The sequence below is a fragment of the Streptomyces sp. NPDC050534 genome (genome assembly GCF_044457745.1).
In the GTDB taxonomy this organism is placed as follows: Bacteria; Actinomycetota; Actinomycetes; order Streptomycetales; family Streptomycetaceae; genus Streptomyces.
The window spans coordinates 592,645-608,945 of record NZ_JBITHF010000001.1; the positions used below are offsets into that span (position 1 = coordinate 592,645).

Annotated in this window: 15 protein-coding genes; 10 read left to right on the top strand and 5 right to left on the bottom strand. The window is 71.9% G+C overall.

Annotated features, from left to right (window positions below):
• The first annotated feature begins 108 nt into the window (after positions 1–108).
• Genes ACIBN2_RS02675 through ACIBN2_RS02685 form a run of 3 tightly spaced genes read left to right on the top strand, consistent with a single transcriptional unit; the run spans position 109 to position 1,724 of the window.
• Positions 109–708 carry a sulfite oxidase-like oxidoreductase gene (locus ACIBN2_RS02675; RefSeq protein ID WP_399132273.1) on the top strand — a complete coding sequence of 200 codons (600 nt, stop codon included), beginning with the start codon at positions 109–111 and terminating at the stop codon, positions 706–708.
• Entirely contained in the window at positions 678–1,421 is a 744-nt protein-coding gene (locus ACIBN2_RS02680; protein WP_399132274.1) for a ferredoxin reductase, read from the top strand. The genes ACIBN2_RS02675 and ACIBN2_RS02680 overlap by 31 nt, the downstream gene beginning before the upstream one ends.
• Before the next feature lie 12 nt (positions 1,422–1,433).
• Entirely contained in the window at positions 1,434–1,724 is a 291-nt protein-coding gene (locus tag ACIBN2_RS02685; RefSeq protein ID WP_399132275.1) for a DUF6510 family protein, read from the top strand.
• 7 nt (positions 1,725–1,731) lie between these two features.
• Here ACIBN2_RS02685 and ACIBN2_RS02690 read toward each other — a convergent pair whose 3' ends face one another.
• Both ACIBN2_RS02690 and ACIBN2_RS02695 read right to left on the bottom strand, forming a co-directional pair.
• Positions 1,732–2,430, bottom strand: coding sequence for a response regulator (locus tag ACIBN2_RS02690; protein WP_399132276.1), 699 nt, complete (start codon positions 2,428–2,430; stop codon positions 1,732–1,734).
• On the bottom strand, positions 2,427–4,076 hold the full coding sequence (locus ACIBN2_RS02695) for an ATP-binding protein (RefSeq protein WP_399132277.1): 1,650 nt from the start codon (positions 4,074–4,076) through the stop codon (positions 2,427–2,429). The genes ACIBN2_RS02690 and ACIBN2_RS02695 overlap by 4 nt, the downstream gene beginning before the upstream one ends.
• Before the next feature lie 99 nt (positions 4,077–4,175).
• Between ACIBN2_RS02695 and ACIBN2_RS02700 the strand changes: the two genes are divergently transcribed.
• Together ACIBN2_RS02700 and ACIBN2_RS02705 are read left to right on the top strand one after the other, a co-directional pair.
• On the top strand, positions 4,176–5,168 hold the full coding sequence (locus tag ACIBN2_RS02700) for a Bug family tripartite tricarboxylate transporter substrate binding protein (protein ID WP_399132278.1): 993 nt from the start codon (positions 4,176–4,178) through the stop codon (positions 5,166–5,168).
• Between the two features lie 97 nt (positions 5,169–5,265).
• The gene (locus ACIBN2_RS02705) at positions 5,266–6,693 is read left to right on the top strand and encodes a GntP family permease (protein WP_399132279.1); all 1,428 of its coding nucleotides are present in this window, start codon (positions 5,266–5,268) and stop codon (positions 6,691–6,693) included.
• 60 nt (positions 6,694–6,753) lie between these two features.
• Here ACIBN2_RS02705 and ACIBN2_RS02710 read toward each other — a convergent pair whose 3' ends face one another.
• From ACIBN2_RS02710 to ACIBN2_RS02720, 3 genes are all read right to left on the bottom strand, one after another.
• Entirely contained in the window at positions 6,754–7,971 is a 1,218-nt protein-coding gene (locus ACIBN2_RS02710; RefSeq protein WP_399132280.1) for an Ig-like domain-containing protein, read from the bottom strand.
• Between the two features lie 224 nt (positions 7,972–8,195).
• Entirely contained in the window at positions 8,196–9,560 is a 1,365-nt protein-coding gene (locus ACIBN2_RS02715) for a helix-turn-helix domain-containing protein (protein WP_399132281.1), read from the bottom strand.
• A gap of 358 nt (positions 9,561–9,918) precedes the next feature.
• A complete protein-coding gene (locus tag ACIBN2_RS02720) occupies positions 9,919–10,683 on the bottom strand; it encodes a GntR family transcriptional regulator (RefSeq protein ID WP_399132282.1) in 765 nt (254 codons plus the stop codon).
• Between the two features lie 275 nt (positions 10,684–10,958).
• On the opposite strand from ACIBN2_RS02720, the gene ACIBN2_RS02725 reads away from it, so the two are divergent.
• The 5 genes from ACIBN2_RS02725 to ACIBN2_RS02745 are packed head-to-tail and all read left to right on the top strand — an operon-like array spanning position 10,959 to position 16,291.
• Positions 10,959–11,990 carry a phytanoyl-CoA dioxygenase family protein gene (locus tag ACIBN2_RS02725; RefSeq protein ID WP_399132283.1) on the top strand — a complete coding sequence of 344 codons (1,032 nt, stop codon included), beginning with the start codon at positions 10,959–10,961 and terminating at the stop codon, positions 11,988–11,990.
• Positions 11,987–13,318, top strand: coding sequence for a DUF6271 family protein (locus ACIBN2_RS02730; protein WP_399132284.1), 1,332 nt, complete (start codon positions 11,987–11,989; stop codon positions 13,316–13,318). Before ACIBN2_RS02725 ends, ACIBN2_RS02730 begins: the two co-directional genes overlap by 4 nt.
• Entirely contained in the window at positions 13,315–14,508 is a 1,194-nt protein-coding gene (locus tag ACIBN2_RS02735; RefSeq protein WP_399132285.1) for a type III PLP-dependent enzyme, read from the top strand. The genes ACIBN2_RS02730 and ACIBN2_RS02735 overlap by 4 nt, the downstream gene beginning before the upstream one ends.
• On the top strand, positions 14,505–15,092 hold the full coding sequence (locus ACIBN2_RS02740) for a GNAT family N-acetyltransferase (protein ID WP_399132286.1): 588 nt from the start codon (positions 14,505–14,507) through the stop codon (positions 15,090–15,092). The genes ACIBN2_RS02735 and ACIBN2_RS02740 overlap by 4 nt, the downstream gene beginning before the upstream one ends.
• Positions 15,077–16,291 carry an MFS transporter gene (locus ACIBN2_RS02745; RefSeq protein ID WP_399132287.1) on the top strand — a complete coding sequence of 405 codons (1,215 nt, stop codon included), beginning with the start codon at positions 15,077–15,079 and terminating at the stop codon, positions 16,289–16,291. The genes ACIBN2_RS02740 and ACIBN2_RS02745 overlap by 16 nt, the downstream gene beginning before the upstream one ends.
• Positions 16,292–16,301: the final 10 nt, after the last annotated feature.

Here is a 16,301-nt window from a genome sequence, read left to right on the forward strand (position 1 = left end):
ACCATGGGTGCCGCGGCAGCGCGAACGGCATGCGGGCGGGCGCAGAGCGGCCCATGATGGGGTGCATCAGGCGGTCACGCCCTCCGAGCCCAGGAGACCGATGACGTCATGAGCTCCTTCTCACCCGGCTTTCGCGGTCGCGCCCGCACACTGGCGGACCGGCTGCCGCCCGGCCAGTACCCGACCGAGCAGTTCCCGGTGCTGTCCGCCGGACCCACACCGCGCGTGGACACCGAGAACTGGACCTTCACCATCACCACCGAGTCCGGCGCCGCACACAGCTGGACCTGGGCGGAGATGATGGCCCTGCCGCAGCAGGAGACGACCACGGACATCCACTGCGTGACCCGCTGGTCCAAGTTCGACACCCCGTGGCGCGGAGTCCCGCTCGACGCCTTCTTCGAGGACGTCGAGACGGCGGCCGACTTCGTCGTCGCCCACAGCTACGGCGGCTACACCACCAACCTCCCGCTGGAGGACCTCCTCGACGGCAAGGCATGGATCGCCCACACCTACGACGGCTACCCGCTCTCGCCCGAACACGGCGGTCCGGCCCGGCTGCTCGTACCGCACCTCTACCTGTGGAAGTCGGCGAAGTGGGTGCGCGGACTGCGGCTCGGCCACGAGGACGAGCCGGGCTTCTGGGAGTCCGTCGGCTACCACAACTACGGCGATCCATGGCGCGAGCAGCGCAACTGGGGGGACTGACCGTGCCCGTCGCCTGGCACCGGGCCCGCCTCGCCGAGCGCCGCCCGCAGACCGCCACCGCCCGCTCCCTGGTCTTCACCGTGCCCGGCTGGCCCGGTCATCTGCCCGGCCAGCACGTCGACGTACGGCTGACGGCCGACGACGGATACCAGGCCGTACGCAGCTACTCACTGGCCGCGCCCGCCGACGGCGACCGGATCGAGCTCGGCGTGCAGGCCGTGGCCGACGGCGAGGTCTCGCCCTACCTGGCCGACGACCTGCCGGTGGGCGCCGAGGTGGAGATGCGCGGCCCGCTCGGCAACTGGTTCGTGTGGCGGCCGGAGCAGACCGAGCCGGCACTGCTCGTCGCGGGCGGCTCGGGAGTCGTCCCCCTGGCCGCCATGATCCGCGCCCACCGGACGGCAGGCTCGGCCACCGCCTTCCACCTGCTGTATTCCGTCCGTACGCCCGAGGACGTCTGCTATCGAGACGTGCTCGACGCCCACGACCCCCACCTCGACGCCCGCCTCCTGTACACGCGCCAGGCCCCGCCCGGCGCCGCCCGCGCCCCCGGCCGGATCACCCCGGCCGACCTGGAGAAGCCGGCGGCCCGCCTGGAGCCGGACAGCGCGGTCTACGTCTGCGGTCCCACCGGCTTCGTGGAGAGGGCCGCCGACCTGCTCGTCGACCTGGGGCGCGACCCCGCCACCATCCGCACCGAACGCTTCGGCTGACCGGAGGTCCCGATGCCAGACGACATCGCCCGCCTCGACGACATGGCGCATCTCGACGGCAACGCACTCGCCGGCCCGCTCTCGGAGATCCTCTCCGTGGAGGCGACCACCGCCTGGTGGCGCTGCCCGCAGTGCGCGCGCTCGGGGACGCTCGCCCAGCTGCACGTCTACGGCCCCGAGCCGGGCCTGACCGCCCGCTGCCCCGGCTGCGCCCACGTCGCCCTCCGGCTGGTCAGGGAGGGGGAGTACCTCTGGCTCAGCATGGGCGGCAGCACCGGGGCGTTCCGCTTCAGCACGGCCTGACGCGGCGCTACGTGCGCCAGTTGTAGCGGCGCTCCGGGCGCCCGGCGGTGCCGTAGCGCAGGGAGACGCCGGCGTCGCCGGTGGTGTGGAAGTGCTCCAGGTAGCGGCGGGCGCTCACGCGGGAGATGCCGGTGGCGGCCGCGCACTCGGCCGCGGACAGGGTGCCGTCCGTGTCGCGCAGGGCGCGCTCGATCAGCCCGGCCGTCTCCACGCTCAGGCCCTTGGGCAGCGCGCCGCCCGGGGCGGGCGTGAAGGCCCCGGCCAGCACCCGATCGACGTCGGCCTGGCCGCGGACGACCGTGGTGAGCAGGCGCCCGCGCTGCGTGGCGTAGCGCTCCAGACGGGGCTTGAGGTCCTCGTATTCGAAGGGCTTGAGCAGGTAGTCGACCACCCCGTGGCGTATGGCACCGCGCACCGCGTCGGCCTCCCGGGCGGCGCTGATCACCATCACGTCGCAGTCGTGACCGCCGCTGCGCAGCCGGGGGATGACGTCCAGGCCGAAGAGGTCCGGCAGATACAGGTCGAGCAGGACCAGGTCGGGGCGCAGCTCCTCGACCGCCCTGATCGCCTGCTCGCCGGTGCTTGCGGTGCCCACGACACGGAAGGGCTCGACGCGTTCGACGAACGTCCGGTGCACCCGGGCCACCATGAAGTCGTCGTCGACGACGAGTACGTCGATCGTGCCGCTGTCGGCGGGCGGGTTCATCGGGTCGCTCCTTCCGCCACCGCGTCGGCAGGGTGGCTCACGGACAGGCGGGCGGTGAACATCGCGCCCTCGGACGTGTTGGTCACGGCGATCTCGCCGCCGCGGCGCTCGCAGACGAGCCGGGTGAGCGCGAGGCCGATGCCGCGCCCGCCCTCCTTCGCCGCCTTCGTGGTGAAGCCGTGCACGAAGACCTCGTGGGCGACTTCGGGGGCGACGCCGGGACCGGAGTCTTGCACGACGATCTCCACGCTGGCGGCGTCCTGCCGCAGCCCGGCCTCCACCCAGGCCTCGCCGTCGCCGGGCTCGCCCGCGGTGGCGGCGTCGATGGCGTTGTCGACGAGATTGCCCAGCACGGTCGCCACGTCGGCGGCGTCCTCGGGGGCGAGCCGGTCCAGCGAAGTGTCGTCCGAGACGTGCAGGGTGACCCGCCGCTCGGCCGCCTGGGAGGCCTTCGCCATCAGCAGGGCGGCGACGGCGGTGTCGCGTACGCGGCGGCCGACGGTCATGTCGAGGGAGTTGCGGCGCTCGTTCAACGCCCTGATGTAGCCGACGACTTCCTCCTGCTCGCCGATCTGGATCAGGCCGGAGATGGTGTGCAGCTGGTTGGCGAACTCGTGCGCCTGTGCGCGCAGCAGCTCGGAGGTGCTGCGGAAGGACCCGATCTCGCGCTCCAGGCGGGCCAGTTCGGTGCGGTCGCGCAGCGTGGTGACGGAACCGAGCAGGCGGCCGCCCTTGGTGACCGTCATGCGGTTCATGACGAGCACGGTGCCGTGCCGGATGACGACCTCGTCGTGCGGCGCCGTGCCCTCCTGGCGTGCGCCGGTCAGCACGTCCAGCAGCCTTCCCTCGATGCCCAGTTCGGCCAGGCCGCGGCCCACGCAGTCCCCGGGCAGGTCCAGCAGGCGCCGGCCCATGTCGTTGACGAGGGTGACGCGGTGCTGCGGATCCAGCGCGACGACGCCCTCGGCGATGCCGTAGAGCATCGCCTCGCGGTGTTCGGCGAGGCCGGTGATCTGGCGCGGTTCCAGGCCGAGGGTCTGGCGTTTCACGCGCCGGGCCAGCAGCCAGGAGCCGGCGACGCCGAGCGCGCTGGCGATGCCGAGGTAGGCGAGCAGATACGAGGACGCGCCGGACAGCCGCTGCCACGCCGTCGGGGAGGCCTCGCCGATCATGACCGTGCCGAGGCTGCGCCCGAGGGTGCCGCCCGACGTGCCAAGGACGGGCACCTGGGCCACCAGCTCATGACTGCCGTCCCAGGTCAGCGAGCCGGACCAGCCGCGGCCGGCGGAGACGCCCCGGCCGAGCGGCAGCCGGTCGCCGATGACGGTGGGGTTCGTCGAGCTGACGACGCGGCCGCGGGCGTCGGCCACCGTGACGGACGTGACCGAGGACTGGACCAGCGTGGAGTGCACCAGCGGGGCCAGGGTCTCCTCGGGGGCGGGCCGCACGAGACGGCTGCGCACCAGGGGATGGGCCGCGAGCTGCTCGGCGAGCGCGCTCACCCGGCGGCCCTCGACCCGGTTGAAGGTGGCTTCGGACTGCGCCAGCGAGACCGCGGCGACCGCCAGCAGCACCACCACGACGATGGCGAGCTGGAGCACCAGCATCTGACCCGCGAGGGTGTGGCGGCGGAACGTGGTGACCACAACGAACTCAATCTCTACTGCTGACACAACCTGGGCGACCGGTCCGGCCGGGCCGCACAATCATGGCGTCCGTCGCACGGGAAACGAAAGAGAGGTGCCATGAGCGGTCGATCCCGCACCCTGTACGGCACCCTCTGCGTCCTGCTGACGCTCCTCACCGTCAGCGCCTGCGGTGTATGGCCCGGCACCGGGGACAGGCCCGTCGACGGGCTGCGCATCCTGGTGCCCAACACCGCCGGCGGCGGCTACGACACCACGGCCCGCACCGTGGCCCGGGTGCTGGAGGAGACCTCGACCGCCTCCGACGTGCAGGTCTTCAACCTGCCCGGCGCCGGTGGCACGGTGGGCCTGGAGCGCATCGTGGACGAGCAGGGCAACGGCAGGCTCGCCCTGCAGATGGGCCTCGGCGTCGTCGGCGCGAGCCACCTCCTGCACGGGCCGGCCACCGTCGCGCAGACCACCCCGCTCGCCCGTCTGATCGACGAGCCCGGAGCGGTCGTGGTCCGCAGGAACTCGCCGTACCGCACCATCGGCGAACTGATCACCGCCTGGCGGAAGGCCCCCGCACGGCTGCGCGTCGGCGGCGGCTCCTCCCTCGGCGGACCGGACCACCTCCTGCCCATGGAGCTGGCACGGACCATCGGCATCGACCCGAAGAAGGTCGAATACGTCGCTTACGACGGCGGTGGCGGCGACCTGCTCCCCGCCCTGCTGGACGGCAAGGTCGACTTCGCCACCAGCGGCTACGGAGAGTTCCTCGACCAGATCGACGCCGGGCAGCTGCGGGTCCTCGCGGTCACCAGCGATCAGCCGGTGGCGGCGCTCGACGGAGTGCCGACCCTGAAGTCGGCGGGCGTCCCGCTGGTCTTCGACAACTGGCGCGGGCTCGTCGCCCCGCCCGGCATCAGCGCGGCCGACCGGCAGCGCTGGATCGACGCGCTCACCGCCTTGCACGCGTCCCGGCAGTGGCGGGCCGAGCTCGCCCGGCACGGCTGGACCGACGCCTTCGCCACCGGCCACGCCTTCACGTCCTACCTGGCCCGGCAGGACAAGGCCGTCGCCGACCTGGTCGCCGACCTCGGCCTGAACTGACGCACGCCCGCCCCCCGGGACCCCCGACACCGGTCCCGCGCCTCGCCCTGCCCTGCCCGAATCCCCGTACCCGTCCGCCCCTTCGAAAGGCACCCGCATGACCGCGCACACCTGGTGGCTGCTGTTCATCCTCACGGTGGCGATCACGGCCCTGATCTACCTGATCAACTCCCGGTTGCGGATCCATCCGTTCGTCGCGCTGATCGTCGTCACCGTCGGCACCGGGCTGGCCGCCGGCGAACCCGTCGCGAAACTGACCGAGTCGATCGAGGAGGGCGCCGGCGGCACCCTCGGCGACGTCGGCCTCACGCTCGCGCTCGGCGCCATGCTGGGCCGGCTGCTGTCCGACTCGGGCGCCACCGACGCCATCGCCCGCGCGCTCGTCGACCGGTCCGGCACGCGACGGCTGCCGTGGATGGTCACGGCCGCGGCGTTCGTCATCGGCGTCCCGATGTTCTTCGAGGTGGGCCTGATCGTCCTGCTGCCGCTGATCTTCGGGGTGGCCCGCAGGCTGGAGGACCAGGGTGGCACGAAGGGCTCCCCGTACGTGCTGCTCGGGGTGCCCGCGATCGCCGCGCTCTCCACACTGCACGGCATGCTGCCGCCCCACCCCGGACCGCTGACCGCGATGACCGGCCTCCACGCCGATCTCGGCCTCACCCTCGCCGTCGGCCTCGTCTGCGCGATACCGACCGTGATCCTTGCCGGTCCCGTCTACGCCCGCTGGATCGCGCCCCGGCTCCCCGAGGTCCGCCCGGACGCCGCGCTGATGGCCCAGTTCACGGGCACCGGACGGGCGGCGGACTCCCGCCCCGACGGGCCGGGCGCGCAGGTACGCACCGACGCACCGCCCCGTGCCGGTATCTCCATCGGCCTGGCCGTCGCCTCCGTGCTGATCCCCGTCGCGCTGATGCTGCTGCGCACCCTGGCCGAGACGCTGCTCGACGAGTCCAGTGGGCTGCGGGCCGCTCTCACCTTCGTCGGCGAACCGCTCGTGGCGATGCTCGCGGGCTTCCTCTTCGCGCTCGGTGTGACCCTCGTCGGCGCGTCCCGTCCGGGCGAGGAGACGCGCACCTCGCTGACGGACAGCCTCAAGTCGGTCGCCGCGATCCTGCTCATCATCGGCGGCGGCGGAGCGTTCAAGCAGGTCCTCCAGGACTCCGGCATCGGCGACGCCATCGCCTCGGCCGCCATGGGCGCCCATCTCAACGTGATCCTGCTGGGCTGGCTGATCGCGCTGCTGCTGTCCCTGACCACGGGTTCGGCGACCGTCGGCATCGTCTCCGCCACCGGGATCGTCGCCCCGCTGATCGGCAACGGCGGCGGCCTGGAGGCCTCGCTGCTCGTGATCGCCATCGGCGCGGGGTCCCTCGGCCTCAACTACGTCAACCACGCCGGGTTCTGGCTGGTGAAGGAGTCGTTCGGGATGGATCTCGCCCAGGCCGCGAAGACCCAGACCGTCGTGCAGACCCTGGTCAGTGTGCTCGGGCTGGTGATGGCGCTGCTGTTGTCCGTGTTCGCCTGAAAATCTGTTGCCGAGGAGCCGGCGTCCGCCCGACAGCGGACGCCGGCCCGCCGAAGTCGCCTATTCGGGTCGCTGGTCGAGGGCGCTGCCCCGCTTCCAGGTGGCCCAGTCGACGTTCCAGTCGCCGTAGCCGTTGTTGACCGCCACCGTGTCGACGGAGTGCACGACCGTGACCGGGTCGCCGGGGCCCACCTGCTCGTAGAACCACCTGGCGTCACCGGTACTCATGCCGATGCAGCCGTGGCTGCCGTTGACCAGGCCGAACTTGCCCGCGTTCCAGGGCGCGGAGTGCACATAGGTGCCGGACGGGGTGAGCTGGACGTCCCACCTGACACTGCCGAGGTCGTACGCCTCGGGGCCGAAGATGCGGACGGTCGAGGAGTTCATGCGGATGGTCGGCACCTTGCCCAGCACGACCATGGTGCCGTTCCAGGTCTCGTAGCCCTTCTTGCCGCTGGAGACGTTCAGGGTGCGCAGCGTCCTGCCGTTCCTCGCCACGGTCATCGTCTTGCCGGCGGCGTCCATCGTGCTGGTGACCGCGTCCCCGATGCGGAAGTGCACGACGCGCTGCTGGGTGCCGTAGAGGCCACCGCCCGCGTTCACGCCGGCGAGGTCCATGCGCAGGGTGAGCCGGGTGCCCGGTCTCCAGTACTTCTCGGGGCGGTAGTCGACACGGTCCTTGCCGTTGCGGTCCTTGAGCCAGTTCCAGGCGCCCTCGACCGCGGGGGAGGCGGTGACCGTGAGCTTGCGCTCGACCGCGGCCTTGTCCCGGATCGGCTTGTCGAAGGTGATCGAGACCGGCATCGCCACGCCGACCGTGGCGCCCTTGTCGGGGAAGTACTCGCCGACGAAGGAGTTCTCGGGCGCCTCCGTGGTGAAGGAGGCGGTCCTGCCGAGGGCCGATCCGCCGGACGTCCTGCCGTCGGCCTTCACGGTGTAGGTGGCGCCCGGGGCGAGAGGTGTGTCCGAGGTCCAGGCGGACCTGTCCCTGGACCAGGTGCCGTTGAGCCTGCCCGGGCCGGGGGAGGTGACGTCGACGGAGGTCAGGGAGCCGCGCCGGACGCGCACCGTCACCTTCTGCCCGACCGGCACCTTCGTCCCGCCGGAACCGGGACGCACCAGCAGCACGGCGGGGGCGCCCTTGTCGCCGTCGTCGTGACCCGGGCCGCCGTCCGCCTTGCCGCCGCCGCAGGCGACGAGAAGGACGGCCGCCGCCGACGCGAGAGCGAGCGGCGGTGCGCTGCGCCTGCCGGGCCGTGCTGTCAGGCGTTGCCGCATGCGATCCTCCCCTTTCCAAGGTCGGAACTGCTTCGTGGAGTCGGCCGCTTGCCGGGTCCGCGAGGCGCCGGGCGGGCTTCCGCACGCGGCATCCTCACCCCGCGCCGAGGCCGCGCTTCGCAGGCACGGCCCCGCCATACGGCCGACCGGCCCAACGAGTTACGGCATATGGCCGGAGCGACCCGCGCCGTGCGGGGTCCCTCCGGCCGCCGTGCCTCGCCGCGTCAGCCGGGCCCTCGCCTCAGGACGCGGGGACCTCCGGCCGTGCGCCCACCGCCCGCCTGCCGGGGCAGCCAGACCTGGCCTGCCGCCGTGCGGGTGCGGCAGGAGCCGGTCGGGCAGTACGCCACGTACTGGCGTACCGCCTCGTAGACGCGGTACCGGGCCTGGCCGGGGGCGGTGGCCGGGTCGACGTAGATCATCTGGTGGTCCAGGAGTTCGTCGAGGAGATCCGCCGCGAGTCCTCTCGACGGCGTCACACGGGTCACCATGTCCTCGACGCCGAACGCGCCGCGCACCGTCCGCAGGCGCTGCAAGGCGGCCCTGACCGGAGTGGGCAGCGTGCCGAAGCAGGCCGCCACGCTGGCCTGCAGCGACAGGTCCCCGATGTGCAGGAACCGGAGCCGGTCCTGCTCGTGCTCCAGACGGTCCGCCAGGTCGCGCAGTGAGCGGTGCGGTCGCGCCGAGAGCCAGAGGCCGGCGATGTGGAGGGCGAGCGGCAGCCGCGCGCAGGAGCGCACGACACTCAGCGCGGAGGCCCGTTCCGCGCGGGTGCGCGCGGTGCCGAGCAGATCCTCCAGCACCCGGAAGGCGTCCCATTCGCTGAGCGCGTCGATCCGCTGACGTAACTGCCCGGTGAGCGCGGGCAGTTCACGGCGCGCGGCCACCAGCACGGCGCTGCGGGCGCCGTCCACCAGAAGCGGCCGGACCTGCCCCTCACTGTCGGCGTTGTCGAGGACGACGAGGACGCGCCGCCTGCTCAGCGCGTCCCGCAGCTGCGCACCCGCCTCCTCCGGGTGGTCCGCGACGGGCGTGGCGCCCAGGGATCGCAGGACGCGACGCACGAGTTCGTCGGACGTGAAGGGCGCCGCGGAGGCGTCCGGGTGGAGGTCCACGTAGATCTGCCCGTCCGGGAAGCGGCCGCGCACGCCGTGTGCCGCTTCGAGGACCAGAGAGGTCTTCCCGGCGCCCGGCGGCCCGACGACGACGGCCGGCCTTCCGAGGTCGTGAGGCTCCGTCGCCGACAAGTGCGCCCGCAGCGAGTCGACCTGCGCCGCCCGGCCGGCGAGGCGATGGCGAGGGGCGGCGGGGAGTTCCGCGGGTACGGGGCCGGGCGGTTCCCGGTGGCTGTCCGTGTGCGGCCGGCGCATGAGCCGTCCCACTTCGCCGGGTGGCAGTCCGAGGGCCTTGGCGATGAGGACCAGCGACTGCTTGCGGGGGCGGGAGGTGTGGCCGGTCTCCAGATTGCGGATGGCCCGCACACTGACGCCGGACCGCTCCGCGAGGTCCTCCTGGGTGAGGCAGGCCGCCTCGCGTGCGGTGGTGAGAGCGTCCGCGAGCGTCGCCGACGACGTCGTCGTATCGGTCACGGGAGGCCTATCTCTGTCTCCGAACCGGCAGCCCCTGTCCGGTCGGCTGTCCTGTCAGCAGTCCTGTCAGCTGTCCTGTCGGCGTTGCTACGGCGTGCGGGAACACCCTGTTGTGTCACGGCTTTTCCCAGGGTCGACGGGGCGAGGCCGGGCCACGAGGGCGCGGCGGTCATCGGGAGGAGGGGTGAGGAAGGGGTGTCCGGCGAGCCTGGGGGGAGGGCTCACTTCGCCGGCCCCGGACCGCGGCACGGGCAGGCCGTGTCCGCGGTTCGGTCGCGCGATCGTCCGGCCGCGATGACCGCGGCCGCCGTGAACGTGGGGGAGCGCGAGAAGAGGACGGTGGTGATCGGCCCGGGACTCAGTCCACCGTGGGCATCAGGGTCACCACGAACTTGTAGCGCGAGCCCCGGTACACGGAACGGACCCACTCCACCGGTCTGCCCTCCGCGTCGAGCGAGTGGCGGGACAGCAGCATCACCGGTACGCCCACCTCCGTCGCGAGCAGCGCGGCCTGGTGCGGGGTCGCGAGCGAGGTCTCGATGCCCTCCTCCGCCTCCGCGAGGTGCACGCCGTACACCTCGGCGAGCACCGAGTACAGGGATCTGTGCCGGGCCAGCGACTCGCGCAGTCCGGGAAAGCGGAGTGCGGACAGGTGCGTCGTCTCGATCGCCATGGGCTCACCGTTGGCCAGCCGCAACCGCTCGATGCGCAGCACACTCTCCCCGACATCGATGTCGAGCAGGCGCGACAGCTTCCGGTCGGCCTCGACGTGGTCGATGTCCAGGACGCGCGAGGCGGGTTCGAGGCCCTGGGCCTGCATGTCCTCGGTGTGGGACGTGAGTTGGAGTGTGCGGTAGAGCTTCGGCGGCGCAATGAACGTGCCCTTTCCCTGGATCCGGTCCAGCCGGCCTTCCCCCACGAGTTCCTGCAGCGCCTGCCGGACGGTGGTGCGCGAGGTGTCGAGCCGGACCGCGAGCAGTCGCTCGGCGGGCATGCGGGATCCGGGCTTGAGCGCCTGAGCGATGTCGAGGACCTGCTGCTTGACGCGGTAGTACTTCGGCACGCGCGCGAGGCCGCCGGGCAACCGGGTGCCGTACGGGGCGCTGCTGACGTCGGTGGTCATGACCTGCCTTCCGGGCCGCCTGACGCTTTTAAAAGTCTAGGCCAATCACCGTACAGGTCTACACCATTCGAAGCGGCCTGTGGAAGCGGCGCGCTGGACCGGCTCGCCGAGACTCTCGTTGCCTGCTCAACGACCGGCAGCTGACAGGCAGTTGGCGGCAACTTCGGCAGGTTCCGGTTGACATCGCGAATTGGTCCAGTCCAGTTTGAGGGAACCTCAGTTCGACCAAGAGCGACCTGGGGTTCCACTCGGCCACTCGAGCCTTGGAGTGACGCATGCCGACCCCTCCCCGCTACCTGTACCGGGCGCCGACCGAACGCCCGTACTTCAGTGCCGACGGCGAGACCTACCTCGCGCAGACGCAACTGCGAGACATCGAGAAGTCACGACCGCTCCGCGTGCTGTCGGAGCAGGACTTCGCCTTCTGGAAGACGTACGGCTACGTCGTGGTGAGAAACGCCGTCTCACCGGGCGCGGCGAAGAGCCTGTACGAGTTCGCCTGGGAGTTCCAGGGACTTGACCCCGACCGGCCCGAAACCTGGTACCAGGAGCGCGAGTTCCGCTCCGACCTGGACCGCGACCTGCACGTCTACGGCTTCGTCGAGGCGTACCACCACCAGCTCCTGTGGGACAACCGGCAGACCCGGCGGGTCTACGACGCCTTCGCCGACGTGTGGGACTGCGACGAGCTGTGGGTCACGCTCGACCGGCTGAACCTCAACCCGCCCAACCGGGGCAGCCGTTCGCGTTCCCTCATCGAACCGACCGACGAGGGCTTCGACATCGAGCTGCACTGGGACGTCGACACCACGCTCGGCGTGCTGCCGCAGCGGGTCCAGGGCATCCTCGCCCTCAACGACACCCAGCCGGAGCTCGGCGGGTTCCAGTGCGCTCCCGAACTCTTCCGGCAGTTCGAGGAGTGGCGGATCGGGCAGCCGGCCGGCCGCGACCCCATCCGGCCCGCGGTCGACCGCGCGGAGTTCCCGGTCGTACGGCCCGACCTCCAGGCCGGGGACCTGCTGATCTTCAACGGTCTGCTGGCTCACGGCGTCGCGCCCAACGTCTCCGACCGGGGTGTCCGCGCCGTGCAGTACCTGTCGATGATGCCCGCGCTGGAGGAGCACCGGGAACTGCGTGGCTCCCGCGTCGAGTCGTGGCGCACGCTCAGCACTCCGGACTGGAACGGAACCCTGCTCGGCGACTCCGCACGGCCCGAGGCGCTTCGCTACGGCGCCGCCACGCTCAACGACCTCGGCGAGAGGCTCCTGGGGCTCACGCCCTGGAGCGGACAAGAGAGCGCCACGTGAACCGAGCCACCGGCACCGACCGCATCTGCCTGGCCCTCCCGACCAACAGGGCCTGCTCCGCCGCCCTCACCGAGATCGCCGAGGAGGCGGCCTACGCTGCCCGCACCTTCGCGGTCGACGTCCATCTGCTGATACTCGACTCCTGCGACGCCACGACGCGGGCCGAACACGCCCGCGTCGTACGGGACTTGCCCGTCACCCCGCACGTGACGGTGCATCACCTCGACGAGACGCGGCAGCGCGCCTTCCTGCGGCGGGCGATCGAGCGCTCCGGCCTCGCAGCGCCGGAGCGGATGCTCGAGCTCATGCTGCCGTCCGACCTCTCCTACGGGGCCTGCACCAACCGCGCGTTCCTGGTCGCGAGCGCGCTCGGCTGCCGGTCCGTGCACCGCCGGGACTCGGACTGCACGTATCAACTCCACAACGGAGAACGGGTCTTCCCGATCCATCACGAGCTCGCCTCGCTTGGCCGGCCCGCCGCCGAGGCGTCGGCCGTCGTGACGGAGACCGTTCTCGCCGCGGCCCACGCCCACCGCCCGGTGTCCATGGTCGGCTCCTCCTTCATCGGCGAACCGTCCGTGGACATCACCGAGATCGAGCAGCTCGACGCGGGCGTCTACCACGACGTCGTCAGCCTGTGGGGACCCATGGACCGGCCGGAGGAGCAGAAGCGGCAACTCGTCGACGACTCCTTCAAGGGCGCCGGCACGACCACCTTCACCGGCGACCACTCGACGCTGGCCCTGGTCGACCCCATGCGGGTGGACATGAGCAACATCGGCTTCCACCACGAGGTGTACGAGCGGGTCCCGCTGCCACCGGCGACCGACACCATCGGCAGCGACTACTTCCTCATCCATCTCGTCCACGACGCCGCGCTGCCCGGCGTGCTCCACAACCGGAACATCGAGAACTTCTACACCCCGTTCCGGCGCACCGACGCCGGATTCCGCGCGTACCAGATGCGGTTCGTGAAGTTCCTCCTGTCGATGCTCTACTTCAACTTCGTCTACGACAGGATGGGTTCGGCCGGCTCCGCGCTGCTGGACGAGTGGGAGCACGTCCGCGGTGACACCGTCTCCGCACTGCTGCGGGAGAGCGCGCATCTCGACCGGAGCGAGAACATCTGGCGGCTGGACCGCGTCAGCACCGCCTACCGCAAACTCGGCGGCCGCTACGCGGAGTTCGCCGAGCTGATGGACGCGCGCCGTGGGCAGCTGCTCGACGAGGCCCGGCGGGACACCGAGGACTTCGCCCTCCTGATCGACGCCTGGCCCGCACTGGTCCGCGCCGCACGGGGCGCCGGCCTCGGGAGTGCGGACGGGTGAGCACGGACCTGGACACGCGGCTGGCCTCCGCCCTGGCCGCCGCGTCCGCGGACTGCGTCGTCTTCGACCTCACCGGGATCGCGGGCCAGTACGACGACCTGCTGGGTGAACTGCCGGGCGTAGCCGTCCGGTTCGCGATGAAGGCGTGCCCGGTCGACGAGGTGCTGACCTGCCTCGCGGACCGGGGCGCCGGATTCGACGCGGCCAGCCCCGCCGAGATCGCCCAGGCACTGCGGCTGGGCGTGCCCGCGGACCGCATCCACTACGGCAACACCGTGAAGTCCGACGCGAGCATCGCCGAGGCCCATCGGCTCGGCGTGCGGACCTTCGCCACGGACAGCGTCCAGGACGTGGCGGCGATCGCCGCGCACGCGCGCGGCGCCCGGGTCTACTGCCGCCTCGCCACCAGCGGGGACGGTGCGTTGTGGGGTCTCAGCCGGAAGTTCGGCTGCTCGCAGGACGACGCCGTCCGCGTGCTGACCGCGGCCCGGGACGCCGGCCTGACCCCGGCGGGCCTGTCCGTGCACGTCGGCTCGCAGCAGATGACGTACGAGGCATGGCAGCAGGCCGTCGACCTGCTGGCCGACTCCATGGTGGCGCTGCGCGAGCGGGGGATCGTCCTCGACCACGTCAACCTCGGCGGCGGCCTGCCCGCCCTCGGCTATCTCGACCGGCACGGCAGACGGCTCGAACCCCCGCTGGACAAGATGTTCGCCGTCCTGCGCGAGGGCATGGAACACCTGCGGAACCTCAATGCCGCGCCCCTCGACTTCGTCATGGAGCCCGGACGCCACCTGGTGGCCGACCACGGCGCCATCCGGGCCCATGTGTACCGGCTGACCGAGCGGCGGCAGCCCGACGGCGAGCGCGTGCACTGGCTGTACCTGAGCTGCGGCAAGTTCAACGGCCTCTACGAGATGGACGAGCTCTGCCACCGGCTCGTCTTTCCCGGCCACTGCGAGGGCGAGTACGTGGCCGCCGTCGTCGCCGGCCCGACCTGCGACAGCGACGACGCCTACGGGGCCGCGCACCGTCTGGTGCCCAGGGCGCTGGCATCGGGCGACCCGGTCTGGGTCCTGTCCGCCGGTGCCTACGCCACCAGCTACATGACCCAGGGCTTCAACGGCTTCGGACCGCTGCCGCACACCTCGGCCCAAGGCGGAGGCAAACGTGGGGAGGCGGCAGCGTGAAGGCGCGAACAGCGGGCCACGACAACTGCGTTGACGCCGTACGCGACGCCTGCGTACGGCCCGTACGCGAGGGTGACTGGCCGCACATAGCCGCACTGGAGGCCGACGCCTACGCGAGCTGTGCACTGTCCGAAGGACAGGCGGCCCTGGAGTCCAAGGGTCGTGCCTCGCCCGGCACTTGCTTCGTGCTGGACCTGGAGGGGCGCGTCGCGGGCTATCTGCTCGCCCTGCCCTACCCGAGGTTCCGCTACCCGGACCTGGCCCGGACGGACGAGCCGGTGCACCAGGCGCGCAACCTCCATCTGCACGACATCGTCGTGGCCGGGGACCAGCGTGGCAGGGGCTGGGGCGGCAGGCTGCTGTCCCGGCTGACGGTCACCGCGCGCCCGGCGTACGAGCACATCTCCCTGATAGCCGTCGGCGGAATGGCGCCCTTCTGGGTGGCCCGCGGCTTCCGGGCCCACCCGGAGATCCGTCTTCCGCAGAGCTACGGCGACGACGCCGTCTACATGTCCCGCACGGTGCCCGCCAGCGGCACCGGCGCTTCGAAGGAGGTGGCCCGGTTCCCATGCCCCGTGTCCTAGACGAATTCAGACGTACGCAACTGGCGATCGCGGCGCTGTTCTGCTTTCTCGGGTTCCAGTACGCCTCCTGGGCCTCCCGGATCCCCGCCCTCAAGTCCCGCCTCGACCTGAACGCGGGGGAGGTGGGCCTGCTGCTGATGGTCACCGGGGCGGGGGCGGCCGCCTCCTTCCCCCTGGTCGCCTACCTCATGAAGCGCCTGGGCGCGCGACGCCTCGCCCTCGTCTCGGGACTCTGCCTGATCGCGATCCTGCTCGCCCTGTCCGCGGCCCCCGACTACCCGGTGGCCCTGCTGATCCTGTGCGCCGACGGCGTGGCGGTCGGCTGCCTGAACGTGGCCATGAACGCGCAGGGCGCCGCTCTCGAGAAGGCCCATGGCCGTACCGCCATGACCCAGCTGCACGCCACCTTCAGCGGCGGGGCGTTCCTCGCCGCACTGGTGTCCTCCGGCATGACCACCCTGACCTCTGACCTCGCACCGCACTTCGCAGCCGCGTCGGTGGTGCTCCTGCTGCTCCTCGCCTGCGCGCGGCCCCGGCTGCTCCCCGACGACGCGAAGGACGAGCAGCCCGCGCAGCAGGCGGACGAGCAGAAGGGCGCGAAGAAGCGTCGCAGGCTGACCATGCCGTCCCAGGTCATGATCTGGCTCGGCGTCGCGATGGCGTTCGCCGAGGTGGTCGAAGGCTCCATGAACGACTGGTCGGCGCTCTACCTCAAGGACGTCGCCGACGCGTCGTCCCAGGTCGCCCCGCTCGGTATCGCCGTCATCTCGGGCACCATGGTCGTCGCGCGCCTCGTCGGCGACAGCTGGCGCAGCCGCTGGGGCGACGCCCGCGTCGTCCGGATCGGCAGCGCGGTCGCGGGCACGGGGCTGGCCCTCGCGCTGCTCGCCGGAGGCGTGGTGCCCGCGCTCATCGGGTTCGCGTGCGTGGGACTCGGCGTCTCGGCCGTGGCCCCGTGCCTCTACGTCGCCGCGGCGGCCGAAGGCCCGGACGCACTGTCCCTGATCGCCTCGATGGGCACCACCGGCCTGCTGGCCGGCCCCGCGCTCATCGGCTTCGTGGCGAGCGTCGGCAGCCTGGCGTGGGGCATGGGCGTCGTGGCGGCGTCGGCGGTCGTCGTCTCGCTGTGCACCACGCGCCTGCGGTGGAAGGCCGGCCCGGAGCCCGTGGCGCCGGCGGCGGAGCAGGGCGCCGTGTGAATCGGCACCT

What these genes read in the sequence shown, in the direction of transcription:
- ACIBN2_RS02675 (WP_399132273.1), top strand. Translation starts at nt 109, where the DNA reads ATGAGCTCCTTCTCACCCGGCTTTCGCGGTCGCGCCCGCACACTGGCG.
- ACIBN2_RS02680 (WP_399132274.1), top strand. Translation starts at nt 678, where the DNA reads ATGGCGCGAGCAGCGCAACTGGGGGGACTGACCGTGCCCGTCGCCTGG.
- ACIBN2_RS02685 (WP_399132275.1), top strand. Translation starts at nt 1,434, where the DNA reads ATGCCAGACGACATCGCCCGCCTCGACGACATGGCGCATCTCGACGGC.
- ACIBN2_RS02690 (WP_399132276.1), bottom strand. Translation starts at nt 2,430, where the DNA reads ATGAACCCGCCCGCCGACAGCGGCACGATCGACGTACTCGTCGTCGAC.
- ACIBN2_RS02700 (WP_399132278.1), top strand. Translation starts at nt 4,176, where the DNA reads ATGAGCGGTCGATCCCGCACCCTGTACGGCACCCTCTGCGTCCTGCTG.
- ACIBN2_RS02705 (WP_399132279.1), top strand. Translation starts at nt 5,266, where the DNA reads ATGACCGCGCACACCTGGTGGCTGCTGTTCATCCTCACGGTGGCGATC.
- ACIBN2_RS02710 (WP_399132280.1), bottom strand. Translation starts at nt 7,971, where the DNA reads ATGCGGCAACGCCTGACAGCACGGCCCGGCAGGCGCAGCGCACCGCCG.
- ACIBN2_RS02720 (WP_399132282.1), bottom strand. Translation starts at nt 10,683, where the DNA reads ATGACCACCGACGTCAGCAGCGCCCCGTACGGCACCCGGTTGCCCGGC.
- ACIBN2_RS02725 (WP_399132283.1), top strand. Translation starts at nt 10,959, where the DNA reads ATGCCGACCCCTCCCCGCTACCTGTACCGGGCGCCGACCGAACGCCCG.
- ACIBN2_RS02745 (WP_399132287.1), top strand. Translation starts at nt 15,077, where the DNA reads ATGCCCCGTGTCCTAGACGAATTCAGACGTACGCAACTGGCGATCGCG.